Genomic DNA, 18312 nt, shown 5'->3' with positions numbered 1-18312 from the left:
TCAGGTCTTGCCCAAGGACTTTACGGCCACGCCGGATCCTTATGACGCAGCAGAAGCACGGATCGGGCACGTTCGCCGGTCCTGCCGACAGCCTCAACCTATTGTGGAGCCAACTCATGCAAAGCCCGGCAAACAAGGCCGCTGTCTACGTAGTCGATGACGATCCTGGAGCGACAATCTCGCTCGTAAACACTCTGCAATCCGCTGATGTTCCCGTGAAAACCTTCCTCTCGGCCCAAGAGTTCGTTGCTGCTTGGCAGCCCTTCAACCGCGGTTGTGCCATCATCGATGCCCGGATTGCGGATTGCCGGGGATTGCGGCAGTCAGGCGTCGAAATCCCGATCATCGTCGCGGGGCGAGCGGATGTCTCAATTTCCGTAAGGGCCATGAAAACCGGGGCTGTCGATTTTCTCGCCAAGCCCTTTGAGGACGTGCGAGTGTTGGACGCAGTGGCGGAGGCATTTGAGTATGATGCCATCAGACTCCGCCGGAATTCGCGCCTTTCTGAGCTGACCCAATCATTTGCAACCCTAACGGTTCGGGAAAAGGAAGTCTTTTCTCTGGTTGCTCGGGGGTTGATGAACAAGCAAATCGCAGGTGAGCTGAAGTTGCGCGAGATAACAGTCAAGGTACATCGTGGATCGATGATGCGAAAGATGATGGTCCGCACGGTGGCCGACCTCGTGCGAGTCTCCGAAGCCTTAGCGTCTGCAAACGGCCCCGCTCTCTCATACCGCACCTCGCTGCCGGCGCTGCCAAGGGACTATCACTAGTCTGGGGATCGCTCGAGAGGCGCGCCGCCCTCCCATTGATCCGGAGATCCTCGTTTCCGCCTGCGTCGAAACAACTTCACGCGCGCGACTTGGAAGGGCACCGATCTTCAAGCGTCGGGGTAGCCCAACCCCTGTGTTGCTGCTCTTTCGGGTCGACCGGCCACCCACTGCAGGGATGGATGGCCGATCGGGCGCCGCAAGGCAGCGATGCGGCCCAAGCCCAGCGGGATCACGCCTTCAGGAATCCCAACAGATCGGCGTTGATCCTATCTGCATGCGTGACACAGAGACCGTGCGGGGCACCTTCGTAAACCTTAAGGTGCGCCATGGGCGCGAGCTTGACGGTTTTCTGCGAGGCAATTCCAATCGGGACCATCTGATCGTCGTCACCTTGAATGACGAGAGTCGGCACCGTCATCTTCTTCAAGTCTTCTGTGAAGTCCGTTTCCGAGAAGGCCTTGATGCATTCGTATTGGCCGGTTATGCCCCCCAGCATGCCCTGCATCCAAAATGAATCGATAGCCCCCTGCGAAACTTTCGCATTGGGCCGATTGTATCCGAAGAACGGGACCGCAAGATTCTTGAAGAAAGCCGAACGGTCCGCCGCTAGTCCGCTGCGAAGACCGTCGAAGATCTCTTTCGGCGCGGCCTCAGGATTGTCTGCCGTCTTGAGCAGATAGGGTGGCACCGCAGCGATCAGCACGGCTTTTGAAACCCTGCTGGTCCCATGACGTCCGATGTATCTTGCGACCTCGCCGCCCCCCGTAGAATGACCCACAAGGGTCACGTCCTTGAGATCGAGCGCCTTGATAACCGCCGACAGATCATCGGCGTACGTATCCATATCGTTGCCTGTTGACGATTGCCCCGACCGGCCATGTCCGCGGCGGTCATGCGCCACGACACGATAGCCCTGTGAGGCCAGGAAAAGCATTTGACTGTCCCAGGCATCGGCAGACAACGGCCAGCCGTGGGAGAACACTACCGGCTTGCCCATTCCCCAGTCCTTGTAAAAAAAATCGTTGTACCGTCCTTGGCCGTGACTGTCTCCACGTTATCTCTTCCTCGCGGAATCAGTTGTTTCGGCTGGCTCGCCGCCGCTGGCAGGTTCGTTGCCGCAGCTATGCCGCTCGCAGCGATTAGCAGCGTGCGACGAGAGTTCGAGACGGATTCGAGAGGTTTGGTCGACATATGCGGTCTCCTGTTGTTGCGCAAAACGCCCGTCCTGGATCGCGCAAGTGCACCGACTATACAACTATACAGGGGTTTCGCGGCGCAGGGTTCCGACGCCTGCGCGTCGTAAGGAGCTCGTTGTCGAGCGCTCAGGGCCAAGCGGCAGCTTCCGAAACGCACCGGCAAACGCCATCGTGTCAGCCATCGTACCAACACAAAGCGCTCGACGATCGGTGCCGTCTCGGTCTTGCGCTATGAAGCGCTGCCTCAACGCTCGGGCAAATCATCTTCGTTTAAGCGATGTGCCGGCTCATCGTAACCATGACGGCTGCTATAGAATACAAGCGCCATCAAACCAACGCCCAGAACCAATGAAAAGCCGACGCCAATCGCCATTGCGACGTAACCTGACGCCGGCACAAGAGCATCGGTAGAGGTCCACCCCAAATAGGCAACCACACAGGAGAACAGTAAGAGTCCTGCCAGTGTTGCGATCAGAACCAGCGACCGCAAGTTGAGCCAGCGTGCCATTCGAGCCACCCCCTCATTGCGCTTGAACCGCAGATCTTCTTCATGTCTCACTATCGCCGACGCGGCTTCACGTCGCTGTCGGCAGCGCCGTCAGCAAACCCTACAACCCGAGCCTTTCGGGCCTGCCAACCGGCTCGCCCGCGGCCATGGTGATCCGGCTGTTACGTCGAGCCGTTCATCGATCCGACGAGAACGGCCCTGGAGGAGATCTGGTCATCAATGTGACGAACCCCAATCCCAAGCCAGCGAACAACGCCGTCAGCCAGAATCCGTCGATGTACGCCAACGTATTCGCCTCCTGTTGGACAATCGACACAAGCGATCTGATGCTCAGTGCCGGCGCCAGGTTGGCCGGCGCAAACGCGAAGTGTTCCGTCAGTCTCGCAATGAAGTGCATCACGTCGGATTTACCTCCGTCGATATACTGCCCTAGTAGATTCGAGTGAAATTGCTCGCGCACGCGCAGCCATGTCGCCATCACACTCATGCCGATCTCCGCGCCCCCCAGCCGCATCACCTGGACGTACGCGGCAAATTCGGTCGACCGCGTCGGGTCGGAGCTTGCCAAAGCAATCATCATCAGCGGAAGAAGTGAGAAGGAATGTCCTAAAGCTTGAAGCAGCAAGATCGGGATGAAGTCGTCAACCGACCATTGATGGGTGATGCCAGTGCCGAGTATCCCCGCAAACCCGAACGCAGCAAGGCCGACAATTAATACAAGCCGAGGGTCGTGGCGCTGAACCAAATAGATCGTCGAAGGAAGCAAGATCAGCATGGGCAGGACGCCGAACGTTAGAAATAGCCCCCCGGTCTGCTCCGGTCGTAGCCGGCCGATCGAAATCAGGAAGTTTGGGACCAAACTCGCATTTGATAGCGCGGTGAGCGTGTAGAGCAGGATCACGATCAGCGCCAGGCAGATATTGCGGGTCAGGATGACGTCTATCCGTGCCCAGGGCTTACGGATAAGGGCCTCGTTCAGTAAGAACCCTAGCGATAAGGCCGCTCCCCCGGATAGAAGAGCGACGACGGCCCCCGATTGCAGCCAGTCCAACCTGTTGCCCTGATCCAGACCGGCATAGATCATCGCCATTCCAGAGCCGAGCAGCAGCATTCCCCCCCAATCGGCCTCCGCGACTAAGCGTCGGTTGATGGCCTCATGCGGTGTCCCGAGGAGAACACAGATGCCCATGAGCGGCGCGATAATAACGTCCTGCCAAAACAACCAATGCCAGCCAACGTCGCTCACGTAAAAGCCGACGATCGAAATCCCGGCGTTCAGCGACAGCCCAACTCGTGCCGAATAGATCGCCATAGCGACGATCCACCATTTACGCGGCAAATTTCGCACGACTATCAGCAACGTTGCAGGAACGAATGTCCCAAGCAGGAGCCCATGCAATATGCTTAGAGCTATCAGCACACCGTAGGTATCAGTGAGGGGCATCACAATAGAGATCGCCGCATAGACCACGCTGGGAATAGCAAGTATTTTGCGGAGACCGAAGACGGTACACATCCAGGCGACCGCGGGCGCGATAAATATCTGCGATGCCGTGGCCGCTGTGCTCAACCACGCCCCCTCATCAAAGCTGAGCGAGTACGCTCCGCGCAGGTCTGGAAGTCCCACCGAAAACAGCCTGGAATCGAAATTGGCGAGAAACGCGCCGAACAGTACTGCCCCCACTGCGAAAATCGGGCGATGACTTGACCTGGCGTCTACGTTAGCGGGCATTACTAACGGCCCGTTCGGCATCTTCCATCACGTGGATCCTGGTCACGGCTGACATTCCAGGCAACAGTTGTTGCACCAAGGGCTGCCCGTCTTCCAGGACAATGCGGACCGCGACACGCTGAACAACTTTCGTAAAGTTCCCTGTCGCATTATCCGGCGGCAGAAGAGCAAATTGAGACCCGCTTGCCGGGGATATGCGCTGTACTCTTCCGCGTAGGGGTTGATTGCGAAACGTGTCGACCGAAACCTCGACTGCCTGTCCCTCCCGTACCCTCCTTAGCTGCGTCTCCTTGTAGTTCGCGATCACATAGACATTCGGCAGTGGTACGACGCTTATGAGGTTAGTGCCGATGTTGACATAATCGCCGGTCTGCACTTGGCGTTCACTCACGACGCCGTCGAATGGCGCCGTGATCTTCGTATATCCCAGCCGAAGTCTTGCAGCCGCTAGGGCACCTTCCGCCGCGGCGACATCAGCTCTACGCTGCCTTTGCAGACCGGCGAGCACGTCCAATTGATGTTCCTGAGCTGCGATCAACGCCGCGTTCGATCTCACGTCAGCGTGTGCTTTCGCAAGAGCGGCGACCGCCTGCTCTAGTCGCTGCCTCGTCCCGGAGCTTGTGGTTGACAGCGTTTGCTGCCTTTCCTGTTCCTGCTCCGCCTCGACTTCGAGCGCCATGACGGATTGCCGTTGTGCCTTGCTCTGGGCGATTGTTGCATACTGAAGTTCAATTTCATTCGCCAGATTGTCGAGCCCAGCCTTGGCGGCAGCCACGGCCGCCGTCGACTGGTCAACCAACGCCTGATAGTCGGCAGGATCTACCTGCACCAAGAGCTCGCCAGCTCGAACGCGTTGAAAATCGTTGACGCCGACTTTGAGGATTTCCCCGGCAACTCTCGTGCTTATCCGCGCCGTCTCAGCCCGAACGTAGGCATCGTCCGTGACTTGTATGCTGCGCATCGCGACCCACTCATCCCAGCGGACCGCGACAGTCCCTGCCAAAATCAGCACCATAATCACGGCGACGATCGGAATCAGAGACCGCCCGAGAATTCCGCGGGCCGGCGTTGCTAGTATCTGTGATGAAGCGTCGGTCACATTGCTTACCTTGATCGGACCAGAAGAGGCTTGTGCTGCCCGGCGCAAATTCTTCACCCCGAGCGTTTGGTTATGATCACCGATACGATTCAGCCAAAGGGCACGCGCTGCTTCAAAACGGTCGAAGCATTCCGCGCGCGACCGCACCCGGCTCGTCCATCTGGACCCAATGTCCAGCTGGAAGCGATACCAGTTCTCCGTATTTCAGTGCAGAAGCCAAGTGCTCGGCCACGCCCAAATTGAGATAGGGGTCTCTGTCTCCCCAGATCAGTCTAACGGGAACTGTCATGGAGGACAGCGCGGGTAATCGCTGCGTATTTCGCTGCACTTCCTCGAAAAGTCCTGCCGTCATCTGCGCGAAAGCGCGGGCCGCACTGGGTTGCTCCCGAAAATTCGCATCGATGATTGGACCCAACACCGACGAGTAGTGCGCGCGATGCTGTTCCGAAAGCTCGGCCTGGAATGCGGCCCGCTGGAAATTGAGGACCCACGCGAACTGCTCAGGGCTCCTCCGAATCGTCTCGCTCAGCTTGTTGAGACTTTTGCTGGCGAACAGCTCGATGAATTCTGGGTACCTGAGCGTCGGCGCTTCGCAGTAAAACGAGTTCAACACAACTACGGCTGCGGTGCGTTTGGGATCCTTCAGCGCGAAGTTCAATGCTGCGGGCCCCGAAGAGTCGTGGGCGACCGGCATTGCACTCTCCAGAGCCAGGTGGGAGACAACCGCTTCCAGATTGCTGAGTTGCTGAGCAAAACTGTACCCACCTTCTTGCGATTTGTCAGAGGCGCCAAACCCAAGGAAATCGAACGTCACCACGCGGCGTCCTGCGCGTGTAAGTCGGGGGACAAGGTCATCGTAGATGTGCAGATTGTCCGGAAACCCGTGCATCATGACAAACGCGGGGCCGGTCCCAGCGTAATCGCGCGCATACACGCCCCCGCTTGGCGTTTCGACACGCGCCGTTCTGAAGCCCGCCCCGCTCTGGTCATCTTTACGTTCGGTTATCGCTGACATCCCGGTTTCCTCCTGGGCCGTTGCAATGTCGCCGCCTGCATACGCTGCAGTCGTGCATGACGGGGGGACGCAGGCCATTATACGAGCGTATCGCTCCCAACTCTCAAACGCTGATGTAGGCAACAACGGAAACGCGCTCGGAGCTCCGAGACCCTTTGAGATCATCACTTCAGTGTTGTTCTCAGAGTTGGACGGTTATGGAAACTGCCAGGAGCTTAGGCTAAGCCACTGGCGTGTTGGGACGCGATCAGTTTACACGATACCGGTGGATGCGGCACTGGGCCGATCCCTTGTCGCTGACGTCTAGCGACGGTTCGCCATCGTCCCGGCGCCTGGCCGCTGATGCTCTTGAACACCTTGGAGAAGCGCGGGTGTGTAGTAAATCCCGCCGCAATTGCGATCTCGGTTAGTGACAACCGGGTTGTCGTCAGCAGGGCTTTGGCCCGCTCGACACGATGATTGAGGAGGTATTCGTGAGGTCGGCATCCGGTCGCGGCCCGGAATTGGGCCGCGAAATGCATTCTAGAAAGCCCAGCGACACTGGCGAGTTCAAACAGGCTGATCGTGCGATCGAAATGTAGGGCGACGTGCTGTTCGACACGCCGAAGGCGCCATTTCTGCAAAGGGTTAACCTTTGCGCGGCCCGATCCGGGTCGCTCTCGACGTGCCAAAAGGCTAACCCCCGAGGAAGTGGTGCTCTGCACTTCAGTTAGCATTGCTTATCGCCATACGGTTTCGCGGCCATTTGTCGTGAGGACCTTCTAGCTTCACGGGCAGGGCGACTGGCACGCAGACCTATCCGCGCACCAGCTCGGGTGGAACCGTGATGTCGATCCTGCCGGTAGCGACGTCGTAGACCATTCCGGAGACTATGAGACCCGCCGGTAGTCGATCGCTTGACACGAGCATGGCGGCGTCGAGACGAACCGCCTCGTAAGGATCCGCGATAGCCATGTGATCGAGGTCCGAGGTCGAAACGCTCAAATTCTTTGCCAATAGATCGGGAGCATGCTTGAAGCACGGCACGATCCCGCAATTTGTGTGATGAAGGACGATCAGATTCCATCCCTCGCCCAGCGGCTTGCCGGCAGCACTGGCAACGACCTGCAATATCTCAAGCGTCTCATAGAGGGCGGCATTGACGCGGCCTCCCACATTGCGAATGACGACCGCTTCACCTTGCTCAAGCTCGAGAACTTCCGCCGGGTCCACCCGACCGTCCACACAGCCGACAATCACGGTCCGCATCGACGGCAACATCTTCAGCGTGTTATCGAAACTCTCGCTGGCAAAGTGAGCATTTCTCTCGGCCAACGTGCTGACAAATTCCATGTCAACCCTCCCCTTCGGAATCTTTTGAAATCGCTTTATTCTTGCAGGACCGCTTGGTGCGCTGCGCGCGCAACGGCCTGCGTCGACCGTTGCAGCAGCGCGAACGTCCCTCGTTAGTTTTTCGCTTTGAGCAACCTGCCCAGCGGCAGCAAGGGCCCGATCGGCGTGAGATCGAATGTCATCATGCCCGCCTGCCCAAGGGGCAGAGGCTCTAAAAGGGCGCGTGCCTCCTCGACCGAAGTGACATTGAGGAGGAAAACGACCTCGGTCTGTTCGGCCGTAGCATACCAATCGGCAATCTTGCCCCGAAGATAAAGCTCAAGCGTAGCTGGAACCTCTCGGGAAAGCACTTCCGGAAGGTCAGCTGACTTCGCTTTCTCCGTCAACTTACCGATCGCGAGGACCCGCGTCGTATGGTGCTGAGCCGCGACCGAGCCCGCACCAGGGTTCGCCGACGATTGCGCGAACAGCGGGGCACTTTCGAACAGGAAGCCGGCAACCAAAGCGCCTAAAGCAAGTCGAACACCAGTGTGGATCATGACAGCATCTCCTTTGCGACAAGGTCGGGGATATCGGCCTGGAGCCAGTGCCCTCCCGGAAGCGGGCTGAGCTTGGCATTCTTGAAATGGGATGCCCGATTGCGACCAACGCTCGTCGTCATGTACGGGTCAAAGTCTCCCCAAATCACCTTGACGGGAAAGTCGAACCTTTTCAGTTCGGGAAGATGCTGAGTATTGCGATGAAGCTCGGCGAGGAAATGCGAGGCCAACTGCACGAAGGCCGGTCCGCCGCTTGGTTGTTTCATGAAATTGTCGGCGATAAGTTGGCCAACGCTACTCTTGAAGGCATTCCTCTGTTCGATCGGCTGAGCCGCCATGAACTCGTCTTGTTGCCAATTGAGAAGCCATCCGAACTGGGCCGGATCGTTCGCGATCGCTGAAGCCAAAGCGGCCAGACCGGGTGTAGCGAACAGCGTCACCATTTCCGGCCACAAAACCGGAAAGTCATCGTCGTAACCCGAATTGAGTATGACAAGCGAGGCAACTTTTTCGGGGAATGCCAACGCATAGTTGATCCCAGCCGGGCCGGAGGAATCATGCGCGACGGGCACGCATGTCGACACGCCGAGAGCCGTCACGACAGCGGCGAGATCTTGCAACTGTCCTTCAAATGTATACTGGGCGCCATCCGGCCGGTCTGATTTTCCAAAACCAAGGAAATCAAATGTGACCACGCGCCGCCCTGCTGCCGTCAGCTCCGGCACCAGCTGATCGTAGATACCAAGATGATCCGGAAATCCGTGCATCAGTACAAACGGAGGACCTTCGCCAGGATAATCTCTCGTGTAGAGACGTCCCGCGCTTCCGGGGATCATGCGCTCGGTGAAGCTCGAAGGATTGCTCATGGGAAAATCTCGCTTGTCTCAGATGGCGAGATGCAAGCTATCTGACTGCCGAGATCTGCTAAATTATACGGCTGTATATTGCCTGCTCACAACGCAGTCTTGTCGCTTCAGGACTCCAAGCATCCACGACTGCATACATTGGCATAGTTGATTTTCGCATACCCTCAGCCTTTCTTGGCCGAAGTTGTGCGGCCGCCAGGCGCGTCGCACTCAAAGCTGTCAGCGATGAGCGATAGGAGACAACGGGATGTCACGGCCCGCAACGGTGGATTTCCTTCAAATCGGCGAAGGCATCGAATTGCGACGAACGGTTGTTCGCAACGAAGGTGCGAACGGGATCGTTTTTCTTCTGCATGGATTTCCAGAGACACTCTATGCATGGCAAGGCGTTGTGGGGGCTCTGGCGGGTGACTACGAAGTTCACGCCTTGGACTGGCCGGGCTATGGGTTTTCTTCACGGCCGACGGTCGACCGATTTCCGTACTCGCCCGCGGATTACGCGCAGGTTCTGGATCGATACATTCAGAAAACCGGCATCGAACCGTCGAGGCTTGTGATTTACGCAACCGACATCGGAGCGCTGCCCGCGCTCTTGTTGGCCGTGAAAACGCCTACTATCGCAAGAAAGATCATCGTCGGCGACTTCGCGCCCTTCAACAGACCTCAATTCATGTATGCGGGTCTGCAGGGTTTGAAGACGGGACCCGCGATGGAGCAGGTTCGTGCCAACATGAACGGCAGTCGCGACCAAATACTTGAGAGCGCTTTCACGATGGGTTTGCCCAAGGAGGCACATTTTGAGGTGGCGGCTGATTTCAAGGACGACATGCTTCGAGGTTGGTCGCACGGGCCGATGACTACAGTCGACGCATTCTCCCAATATTACTCGCATTTCACTCGGGACCAAGATTACTTCGAATCGAAACTGGCCGACCTCACAACGCCAGTGAAGGTAATCTGGGGTGAAGATGATTTTTTTATCAACAAAGAGATGGGAGTGGAGCTCGCCAAGCGCCTCGGTACGCAGCTGAAGCTTCTTCGCGGCATTGGACATTACCCTCACCTGCAGAATCCAAAGCTAGTGGCCGGTGAGATCCGTACTGAATTCGAATGATCGACGTGCCTTTAGCATCAGAAAAAGTTCGAATAGTCGTCCGGCTCATCTTCGCAGGTCCACGCTGTCCAATACGCTCGTTCGATTAGACTTGGTATCTGGAGTTGCGACTAAAGAAACCGGCCCTTACGATCCAAGCGGTAGGGTCGACGCAATCACTCTCGCATAAGCCGGTTGAATACATCCATATTTGTGCCGGCAATTCTTGTTCTAACCAGGTTAGCGAGACATGTCAGTCAATACACGATCGGCTCCTGCGTCCGTCGGTTTCTTAGGAACCGACACGCCTGCAACGCAACGCGGCTCCACCGTTGCCTTTGCGGATAAATTGCGCGAGCTAGGTTGGACCGAAGATCGCGCAGTCATAAGATATTGGTGGGCCGAAGGACAACCCGATCGGTTTGCAACACTCGCTTCCGAATGTGTCCACGCCCCCGTCGATGTCATTGTCACTGCCGGTACACAAGCGGTGACCATGGCGATGCAATCAACCTCAGCCATTCCGATCGTGTTTGCTCAAGCGGAAGATCCGGTCGCGGACGGCTTAGTCGCAAACCTGGCGCGGCCGGGTGGGAATGTTACCGGAGTGTCTTTGGGGCGCAAGGACATTTGCCGGCGGCTTTTGGAGACCTTGACTGATATACTGCCGAGTTTTCGACGACTGGCAATTCTTGTCAACGGCAACAGCCCCGCCGCCTTACTAGAGGCAGGAGAACTCCAAGTTGTTGCACGCCTACTCGGCATCGACATCGACCTATTAGACGTCCGAGTGGAAGACGCTATCATCCCAACGCTAGGGGCCCACTACCGGGGTATCGACGCTCTCTACGTAACCAGCGATCAGTTGACTTGGGGCAACCGCGACCAAGTGCTCACCTTTGCGCTGATATCCAGCTTACCAACCGTTTTTCGACGCCGCGGCTTTGTCGCTGCCGGGGGCTTACTGGCTTGCGGCCCGAACTATCAGAAGCAATTTGAGCGGGCGGCCGAGTTTGTCGATAGAATCTTGCGAGGCGCAAAGCCAGCAGAGTTGCCTGTGCAGCGATCACAAGAGGTTTCACTGGTCGTAAACCGGAAGACTGCAGCCTCGCTTCGGCTGGAGTTATCATCGCTTCTATCTATGACAGACGACATAATTGAGTGATCCAAATCCACGCTTTAGTATACGCAAACGCCCCATGGAAGTTTCGTCCGTGCTAATCTCTCTGACCGTCTTGTCCACTTCGACTGCACTCATGTGGATACCATACGTCGTGGCACGAATGATGACCCACTGCGTGCTACGACCAATTGGTACTCCCGGGTCCGACTACCCCGTAGATGCTCTCAGTAAAGTTTTGGCCAATTCGGCCGGTGAATACGATGGCCAAGCTGGTTGTTCGCCTGGGGCCTTTGGGCTTCGGAGGCTCAATGTCTGAACGATGTGGAAGACGGAGACGAAAAGGATCCCCGTCTCCGTACTTAGGTTTGCCCCATATCGGACTTTGCGCGAACTCAGGAAGGACGCTTCGCGAAAGCCCTGGCGCAATTTGGCTCTCTCATTCAGAGCGGGCGTTCAGTTCGCTGTGTCGACGGTGGTCTATGTTGTTTTTTCCTCAACGTAGAACTTGTGTGCACTTTTGTACTTAAGCTATTTGCCACACCGGGTGGCCGGAGGGGCGGGCGGTGCAAAATCTGTTGTGGATTCTGATCGTTGAAGACGACTACCTCATTGCCGAAATGGTCCGAGACGCGCTGTCTGATGGAGGGTTCGAACCCGAGGTAGTCGGCTCCGGTCAAGAGGCGCTACACCTGCTGGACGATGGCGGGACCTACTGCGCTCTAGTCACCGACATCAATCTCCGTGGCGACTACACGGGTTGGCAGGTGGCACAACGCGCCAGAGAGTTATCCACCGACCTTCCGGTGATTTACATGACCGGCGCAGCCGCCGACGAGTGGGCGTCGCGGGGGGTACCCAACAGCGTTCTTCTGAACAAGCCGTTCGCGCCTGCGCAGGTCGTGACTGCTGTCTCGCAATTGTTAAACCATACGACGCCACCGAATGATTGATGGCACAAACGGCACGGCCTTCGCTCTCAGTATCTGCTCGGCCAGCCAATGTTGCTTTTGTTGAGGGCTTTCCGTCGTATCGAAGACGTCCATCTCCTTGACGGTCATCTGAGACAGATTCACGAACGCCCTCACGTCGTGATGCCTTTCGGCGGCCGCAACGTTGGTTGCGACCTCTAGACATGGCTGGCACAGGCGTTCACATCCTTCGATCGGGCGGTGAACATCCGCCAGCTCGCGCAGATCGCGGCCGCGCCCGTCACCAGAATGGGGTTCTTGTATTCCCTGGGATTTTACTATCCTTCGCCTCGGCTACGGAGCCTGTTCATCCCGGAGGCGCGCCGGAGGGACCGTGATTTCGATCTTCCCGTTTGCGACATCGTAGACCACGCCGGACACCATTATCGCGGCGGGAAGGTTCGCATTCGCCTTCAATGCATCAACATCGATCCGCACGGCTCGATACGGGTCCATGATGGCCATCTTGTTCAGTTCGTCTTCGGTGACGTTCAAATAGCAGGGTATGATTCCGCAATCGGTATGGTGCACCGCGGCAACAAAGCCGGCCACGATTGCGATCAAGCTAATGGCGACGTGTGATAGCGTCAAAACTAACAACACCGCTATTTCTCCGAGCGCCGGAACGAGATTGTTGCGTACCATGCCAACCTAGGCAGCCATAACCATCTCACGTTCGTACTGCAGCAAGTTCTCGATGACCGTAGCCGTGCTGTCAGTTCTGGCGTAGGTCATTATTGCCGCCTTTTGTAACGGGCATGGTTGATGGCTAGGCAGGTCATCTGAACCGTGCCTCGCGCAAAGACGGATGAAATAGTGCAGAACGCATGCGTATTGGCTCAAGCAGCAGCGGAGCCGGCGGCGACACCAGATGTGGAGAGCCTCCAGGAATTCCCGACCAGACACTTTGACACGGAGTGCGGCTATGCATCGGATCGGCCTTATTCTCCCATACGATTTTCAATTGCTGAACCTCGCCGCGTTAACCGCGTTCGAACTCACGGCGGAATCGTCGGGCTCGCCGCGGTACGACCTGCACCTCTTGTCAGAGCAAGGTGGGCCTCTTCGGTCTTCTTCTGGCTTGATCGTTGAAACCGAGGCCCTCGGACATCCAGCCTTTGACACGATCGTAGTTGGCGCGATTACATCGTTCGCAATGCCTGCTCCGTCCACCGCAAACATGATTGCATTCGTCCGTGCAGCCGCGACAGCCTCGCGGCGCGTCGCTTCATTCTGCAACGGTGCGTATGTTCTCGCTGAAGCCGGACTTCTTCATGGTCGGCGTGCAACAACGCATTGGAGCCAAGTAGCCAGCTTCAAAGCCCGCTTTCCCAACGTAAAGTTGGAGGAGAACAAGATATTCATCAATGACGGCCCAATCTGGACCTCCGCGGGGATGACCGCCGCGGTCGATCTAGCGCTGGCAATGATCGATAGAGACTTGGGGCCCCGAGCGGCTAATTTGGTAGCGAGGCTGCTTGTCGTCGATCGGATCCGCATGGGAGGGCAAAACCAGCATTCAGCGATGCTTGACATGACGCCGAAGTCAGACCGCATCCAGTCGGCCTTGGCCTATGTCCGCCAAAACCTCAAGAGTACCCTTTCCGTCGAGGAGTTAGCAGGCGTCGCTGGTCTTAGCCCCCGTCAATTCAGCCGCGCCTTTCTGACCGAGACGGGTCAGCCTCCGGCCAAAGCTGTTGAGCTACTTCGTTTAGAGGCTGCGAGATTCATGATGGAGGAGGGACGCCATCCGGTCAACGTGGTGGCGCAAGAGGCGGGTTTTCTGGACCGCGAACGAATGCGCCGCGCATTCCTGCGAATGTACGGCCTATCACCCCAAGCTATGCGCAAGAAAGCGAAAGGCGCGACAGTTGATTAGCTGCACGGTGAGGTAAGTTCCGCTTCCGGGCCCTTGGCTGACCTTCGCGGGGCGGGCTACGACGTCTGCTTCGAAGTGGTGAGCTGACTCCGCATTGCCTTCTTGGTGACCTCGCTCGTAACGTGCTACTTTGATTATGATGCCTCTCAGAGGTGCTACACAAAAAAAGTCGACGGACCGAAAAACGAAGCAAAATCAATATACTCTGGGATTGCTCTAACAGTTCAAGCCTGCCTGGCAGCTGACTTTACAGCTCTAACTGTTGCCCCGCGTCAAGACATTGACCAACAACGGGTACCGATACTTTCCTCATCCCCTAGCCCTAGCGACTTCCCCCAAGTTGGATTCAGCGCGACCATGACTGAATGTCCCCTCGCATCATTCCTATCCCCCTCTCCGGCGATCTGAGGAAAGCTCAGGCCAAAGGCGTCCGTCATGCTGACGGGCTGCACGACACCTACTTCGAGCAGTCGAAGCTGATCCGCAGTACAGCAGAAGCCAAGATACGTGAAGCCGACAGGCTGGAATGCACTCATGTGGGCGTGGACAACTGGTGAGATGCGCCCGGTGGTCGACGACCGGCAAGCGAATCCTACGATCGGCAAGGCTATCAACGGCGGATACGATCTGCTTGAGGCTAAGTGCAAACGATGCCGGCGCCTTTCACTAGTTTCACTGCGTGAAATTCGACGACCCGCGCGGACGCCGATCTTGATGCTGGAAGACGCACTGTTCTGCGAACCGTGCAGCGAGGGCAAACACTATACTCATCGCCAGCGGGCGTTCATCGTTGGCCTTACAAATGCCAAGCCCGATGCTCCGTCGTCAGGAGCGGCAAGCGATGGGAAACGGCGACGATGACGCTCTTCCGATTAGCTCCGATCGATATCCGTGCCGCTGACGAAAAGTGGTCTGCCTCTACGATTCAGGAGACTGTGTGGGTCGAAGCACGCGATGAACTACATGCGCGCCACCTGGTGGAAGCGGCGACCCTAAAGATGGTTGACCTGAAGCCGGGACGGCCACCCCTGTTCTCGCCCTGGCTCGATCAGGTAATCACGTCGTGCTTTGCAGACCAGGATGCGAAGAAGCCAACAACAGGACAAATACTGACTGCGACCGGCAAAGCGATTGCCATTCCCGGCGCCGAGACCGCTTAAAGATGTGCAATCTTTATTCGATCACGACGAACCAGGCGGCGATTAGTGCCCTTTTCAGGGTCGTCAATCGCTACGTCGGCAATCTTGCACCCATGCCCGGAGTGTTTCCGGACCACAGAGCACCGATCATCCGGACCGGTGCCGACGGGCGTGAACTCGCGACAGCGCGTTGGGGCATGCCGTCGTCATCGAAAGCACTCATGGACGCGACGAAGAAGCGTGCCGAGAAATTGCAGGCCAAGGGCAAGGAGGTCGATTTCAAGGAGCTGCTCCGGATGGAGCCGGATTCCGGAACCACCAACATCCGCAACGTGAAGAGCAAACACTGGACGCGGTGGCTGGGTACGGAGCACCGGTGCGTGGTGCCGTTCAACTCCTTCAGCGAGTTCAACAAGGCCGAAGGCGGCGACATCTGGTTCGCACTCGACGAAACCCGCCCCCTCGCGTGCTTCGCCGGGATCTGGACCAACTGGACGTCCGTCCGGAAGGTCAAGGAAGGCGAGACGACCAACGATCTCTATGCGTTCCTGACGACGGAGGCCAACGCCGAGGTCTTCGCCATCCATCCCAAGGCGATGCCGGTGATCCTAACGACGCCAGAAGAGGTCGAGACGTGGATGACGGCGCCGGCCGAGGAGGCGCTCAAACTACAGCGGCCCCTTCCGGACGGAACGTTGAGGATCGTTGGCCGCGGCGTGAAGGAGGATCCCGCGCCGGCGACGTAACATTTTCCACAAGCGCTGCGGAACAGATGGACAAGGCCCAGCCCTGCAGATTGCGAATCCCTGACCCGTGGTAACTGCCCGGAACGAGCAGGCGGGCGGAAGGATTCGTCCAGGCAGGAGCCATCTCGATGCTGATGACGAAAGAAGGACGGCCGGCGATCCGCGCGCTGCGCGGCTGGGCGATCAGCGTGCTGCAGGACGCCGGCGCGATTCACGAATGCGAGGAGCACGGCTGGGCAAAGGATCGGACCGACCCCCATGCCCGCGAACGCGCACTGGAGCTTGCTCGGCACGATCACCCCGACGGCGTCTCCCCCGCCGATGCTGTCGCAGAAATCTGCTCCGTCTTGGATTCCATCGGTGATACCTGCCCGGAGTGTCCGCCGAGCGATTGAGCGCGTCCTTATCCCCAGCGCGCTCGTTACAGAGTCACGGTGCTGGGCTTTGGGAGCAAGCGCTTCGATTGTCTGAGGCTTGCCGCCTGGACCCGGCGTACCAGTCGGCGTACGGCGTGTTCTTGACCGCGTGTCGATTGAAATCGGGCGTGCCGTCCTTCCACCACACCGGTCCGCGCTCACCCAAGCCACGCTTGGTCTGATCGACGAGCCGATGCGCTGCAGCTTCAGCTTCCGGATCTCCGGCCGCTTTGGCCGTCTTCACTGCGCGGCGCGCATCCATCAACTGCTTCACCAGCCGCGCCTTGTCGCCGGGAGCTATGGTCGGATCGCTCATCCGCCAGAGTTTCCCCCGGACGACGAAGTAGCGCCCGTCCGGAGTCACGGGATGCCTGAGACCTGCCATCCAGAAGAGCTTACTTGGTACGAACGGTCTTCGCGCCGGCGCCCTTCAGCGCCTCGGCGATCTTGTCCGGCTCGTCGCCGTGGAAATCTACCGACACCTCGATCTCGCCTTCAAGCCTTTGCTGCCCTTCCGGCGCTGGTGCAGCCTTCACGTCCGCACCGGCCGATCGTGTTCCAGACGAATTGGCGGCGCCCACGGGCTGAACGAAGACGTCGCCTCGCGCAACGCCACATTCCTGGACGACGTGCTCGACGGCCAGCTCGGCCTCGTGCCGCGTGGCGAACTCTCCGATGATCGTGCTTTCCAAGGTTGTCCTCCGACTCCAGGGATCGTGAGGCGGACAACCGGCGAGTGACGTCGAGAGTTCCTATAGCCAGTCCGGCGCCCTTCCTCCGACAGACGCCGCGCGCGATGCGCTGGCGCTCAGCAGCAGAAACAGCGCCCGCTCGGCCTTGTACCTCGCGGCCGCCCGGCTGCACTCTGACCCTGACATCAGAATTTCTCCGCCAGCCCGGCGCACGGCCCACTTCCACCGGCCGCGTCCGCGCGGCTTCAAGACGATATCGTAGCAACTCGGATGTTCGGTCGCCGTGCCGGGCTGCAGCAGGGCATTGATGTCCATGACCTTGTCGGCGGGGGCGGTCGTCGGCCGCATCGCTTGCTCCATTTCTAAAGACGAGTTGAGGGATCGCCGCGCGGGAAAACCCGCGCGGCTTCGGATCGAACCCGGCTGCCTGCCTGGTCAGGCAGCCCTGGATTCGATTTGGGTCACGTTGCTCGGTGCGGCGCCGTTGATCTCGATGCGGCGCGGCTTCATCGCCTCGGGGATCTCCCTCTGCAGGTCGATGACGAGCAGGCCGTTCTCGAAGTGGGCCCCTTTGACCTCGATGTAGTCGGCGAGCGTGAATTGGCGCTTGAAGTTGCGGGTCGAGATGCCGCGATGCAGGAAGGTCTTGCCTTCCTTCTCGGACTTCTTGCCTTCCAAGGTCAGGACGTTCTGCTCGGACGTCAGCGCGACCTCGTCAGGCGTAAAGCCGGCGAGCGCCACCGAAATCTGGAAGCGGTTCTCGTCGATGCGTTCGATGTTGTAGGGGGGATAGGTCTCTTCGGCGGTCCGCTGGACCTCGTCGAGGGCGTCGAAAAGGCGGTCGAATCCGATGCTCGACCTCCACAGGGGAGTCCAATCATACCTCATATCCAAATCCTCCTTGGAGCAAGATGGGTACGAGCAGGCTCCGGACACCGTCCGGGCGCCCGTCTCGGCCGGGACCCTACAGGCGTCCCGGTCGCCGAAAAAAAATGAGAACCGATGCGAAAGTTTCAAGGGGCGCGGCTCGATTTTTTGCCGCCGAAATCGGGATGGTTAATGCTTTGAACTAGCCGGCGGCCGCGAAAAGATCCCACTTGTGTCAATCGGCTTGCAAATTTGGCTCTGACTCACTTTTGATGCAGTTCGAGGGATGTCTGGCGTTTTGATTGGAGGAGAATCAGCGCCATGCAGCA

Annotated in this window: 21 protein-coding genes and 2 pseudogenes; 9 read left to right on the top strand and 14 right to left on the bottom strand. The window is 58.1% G+C overall.

What is annotated here, in order from left to right; translation table 11 throughout:
• Positions 1-41 precede the first annotated feature (41 nt).
• Positions 42-773, top strand: a complete 732-nt coding sequence (locus tag L6639_RS36555) for a response regulator transcription factor (protein WP_237866347.1) — start codon at positions 42-44, stop codon at positions 771-773.
• A gap of 229 nt (positions 774-1002) precedes the next feature.
• On the opposite strand, the pseudogene L6639_RS36550 reads toward L6639_RS36555, so the two are convergent.
• The 9 genes and pseudogenes from L6639_RS36550 to L6639_RS36510 form a co-directional block, all read right to left on the bottom strand.
• A pseudogene (locus L6639_RS36550) lies at positions 1003-1826 on the bottom strand (alpha/beta fold hydrolase).
• Positions 1827-2213: 387 nt separating this feature from the next.
• Positions 2214-2477: a hypothetical protein gene (locus L6639_RS36545; RefSeq protein WP_237866346.1), complete on the bottom strand. Its 264-nt coding sequence runs from the start codon at positions 2475-2477 to the stop codon at positions 2214-2216.
• Positions 2478-2652: 175 nt separating this feature from the next.
• Positions 2653-4230: an MFS transporter gene (locus L6639_RS36540; RefSeq protein ID WP_237866345.1), complete on the bottom strand. Its 1578-nt coding sequence runs from the start codon at positions 4228-4230 to the stop codon at positions 2653-2655.
• Entirely contained in the window at positions 4199-5224 is a 1026-nt protein-coding gene (locus L6639_RS36535) for an HlyD family secretion protein (RefSeq protein ID WP_237866423.1), read from the bottom strand. The genes L6639_RS36540 and L6639_RS36535 overlap by 32 nt, the downstream gene beginning before the upstream one ends.
• A 196-nt stretch (positions 5225-5420) precedes the next feature.
• Positions 5421-6323: an alpha/beta fold hydrolase gene (locus tag L6639_RS36530; RefSeq protein ID WP_237866344.1), complete on the bottom strand. Its 903-nt coding sequence runs from the start codon at positions 6321-6323 to the stop codon at positions 5421-5423.
• A gap of 215 nt (positions 6324-6538) precedes the next feature.
• Positions 6539-6994 (bottom strand): annotated as a pseudogene (locus L6639_RS36525) (helix-turn-helix domain-containing protein); the annotation flags it as partial.
• 124 nt (positions 6995-7118) lie between these two features.
• The gene (locus tag L6639_RS36520; protein WP_237866343.1) at positions 7119-7655 is read right to left on the bottom strand and encodes a carbonic anhydrase; all 537 of its coding nucleotides are present in this window, start codon (positions 7653-7655) and stop codon (positions 7119-7121) included.
• A gap of 113 nt (positions 7656-7768) precedes the next feature.
• Complete coding sequence (locus tag L6639_RS36515) at positions 7769-8194, bottom strand: hypothetical protein (protein ID WP_237866342.1); 426 nt, start codon at positions 8192-8194, stop codon at positions 7769-7771.
• Positions 8191-9060 carry an alpha/beta fold hydrolase gene (locus tag L6639_RS36510; protein ID WP_237866341.1) on the bottom strand — a complete coding sequence of 290 codons (870 nt, stop codon included), beginning with the start codon at positions 9058-9060 and terminating at the stop codon, positions 8191-8193. The genes L6639_RS36515 and L6639_RS36510 overlap by 4 nt, the downstream gene beginning before the upstream one ends.
• A 247-nt stretch (positions 9061-9307) precedes the next feature.
• Here L6639_RS36510 and L6639_RS36505 point away from each other — a divergent pair, with 247 nt between their 5' ends.
• The 3 genes from L6639_RS36505 (at position 9308) to L6639_RS36495 (ending at position 12226) form a co-directional block, all read left to right on the top strand.
• Positions 9308-10174 (top strand): alpha/beta fold hydrolase, encoded by an 867-nt coding sequence (locus tag L6639_RS36505; RefSeq protein ID WP_237866340.1) that lies wholly within the window; start codon positions 9308-9310, stop codon positions 10172-10174.
• 229 nt (positions 10175-10403) lie between these two features.
• Positions 10404-11318, top strand: a complete 915-nt coding sequence (locus L6639_RS36500; RefSeq protein ID WP_237866339.1) for an ABC transporter substrate-binding protein — start codon at positions 10404-10406, stop codon at positions 11316-11318.
• 521 nt (positions 11319-11839) lie between these two features.
• Positions 11840-12226 (top strand): response regulator, encoded by a 387-nt coding sequence (locus L6639_RS36495; RefSeq protein ID WP_338076573.1) that lies wholly within the window; start codon positions 11840-11842, stop codon positions 12224-12226.
• A 312-nt stretch (positions 12227-12538) separates the two neighbouring features.
• On the opposite strand, the gene L6639_RS36490 is transcribed toward L6639_RS36495, so the two are convergent.
• Positions 12539-12889: a carbonic anhydrase gene (locus L6639_RS36490; RefSeq protein WP_237866338.1), complete on the bottom strand. Its 351-nt coding sequence runs from the start codon at positions 12887-12889 to the stop codon at positions 12539-12541.
• Between the two features lie 280 nt (positions 12890-13169).
• On the opposite strand from L6639_RS36490, the gene L6639_RS36485 reads away from it, so the two are divergent.
• The 5 genes from L6639_RS36485 (at position 13170) to L6639_RS36465 (ending at position 16403) form a co-directional block, all read left to right on the top strand.
• A complete protein-coding gene (locus L6639_RS36485; protein ID WP_237866337.1) occupies positions 13170-14123 on the top strand; it encodes a GlxA family transcriptional regulator in 954 nt (317 codons plus the stop codon).
• Positions 14124-14488: 365 nt separating this feature from the next.
• Positions 14489-14680: a hypothetical protein gene (locus tag L6639_RS36480; protein ID WP_237866336.1), complete on the top strand. Its 192-nt coding sequence runs from the start codon at positions 14489-14491 to the stop codon at positions 14678-14680.
• 300 nt (positions 14681-14980) lie between these two features.
• Positions 14981-15283 (top strand): hypothetical protein, encoded by a 303-nt coding sequence (locus L6639_RS36475; protein WP_237866335.1) that lies wholly within the window; start codon positions 14981-14983, stop codon positions 15281-15283.
• A gap of 2 nt (positions 15284-15285) precedes the next feature.
• Positions 15286-16008 carry an SOS response-associated peptidase gene (locus L6639_RS36470; RefSeq protein ID WP_237866334.1) on the top strand — a complete coding sequence of 241 codons (723 nt, stop codon included), beginning with the start codon at positions 15286-15288 and terminating at the stop codon, positions 16006-16008.
• A gap of 128 nt (positions 16009-16136) precedes the next feature.
• Positions 16137-16403 (top strand): hypothetical protein, encoded by a 267-nt coding sequence (locus L6639_RS36465; protein ID WP_237866333.1) that lies wholly within the window; start codon positions 16137-16139, stop codon positions 16401-16403.
• Between the two features lie 34 nt (positions 16404-16437).
• Here L6639_RS36465 and L6639_RS36460 read toward each other — a convergent pair whose 3' ends face one another.
• The 4 genes from L6639_RS36460 to L6639_RS36445 all read right to left on the bottom strand — a co-directional run bounded on the left by L6639_RS36460 (position 16438) and on the right by L6639_RS36445 (position 18004).
• Entirely contained in the window at positions 16438-16740 is a 303-nt protein-coding gene (locus L6639_RS36460) for a hypothetical protein (RefSeq protein WP_333909324.1), read from the bottom strand.
• A 79-nt stretch (positions 16741-16819) separates the two neighbouring features.
• Complete coding sequence (locus tag L6639_RS36455) at positions 16820-17116, bottom strand: hypothetical protein (RefSeq protein ID WP_237866331.1); 297 nt, start codon at positions 17114-17116, stop codon at positions 16820-16822.
• 60 nt (positions 17117-17176) lie between these two features.
• Positions 17177-17464 (bottom strand): hypothetical protein, encoded by a 288-nt coding sequence (locus L6639_RS36450; protein ID WP_237866330.1) that lies wholly within the window; start codon positions 17462-17464, stop codon positions 17177-17179.
• An 87-nt stretch (positions 17465-17551) separates the two neighbouring features.
• Positions 17552-18004, bottom strand: a complete 453-nt coding sequence (locus L6639_RS36445; RefSeq protein ID WP_237866329.1) for an Hsp20 family protein — start codon at positions 18002-18004, stop codon at positions 17552-17554.
• Between the last annotated feature and the right edge of the window lie 308 nt (positions 18005-18312).

It is taken from the genome of Bradyrhizobium zhengyangense, assembly GCF_022012555.1.
GTDB classification, from domain to species: Bacteria; Pseudomonadota; Alphaproteobacteria; order Rhizobiales; family Xanthobacteraceae; genus Bradyrhizobium; species Bradyrhizobium zhengyangense.
Note: the sequence above shows the minus strand (reverse complement) of the source record. Positions and strands in the feature narration are given on the sequence as shown.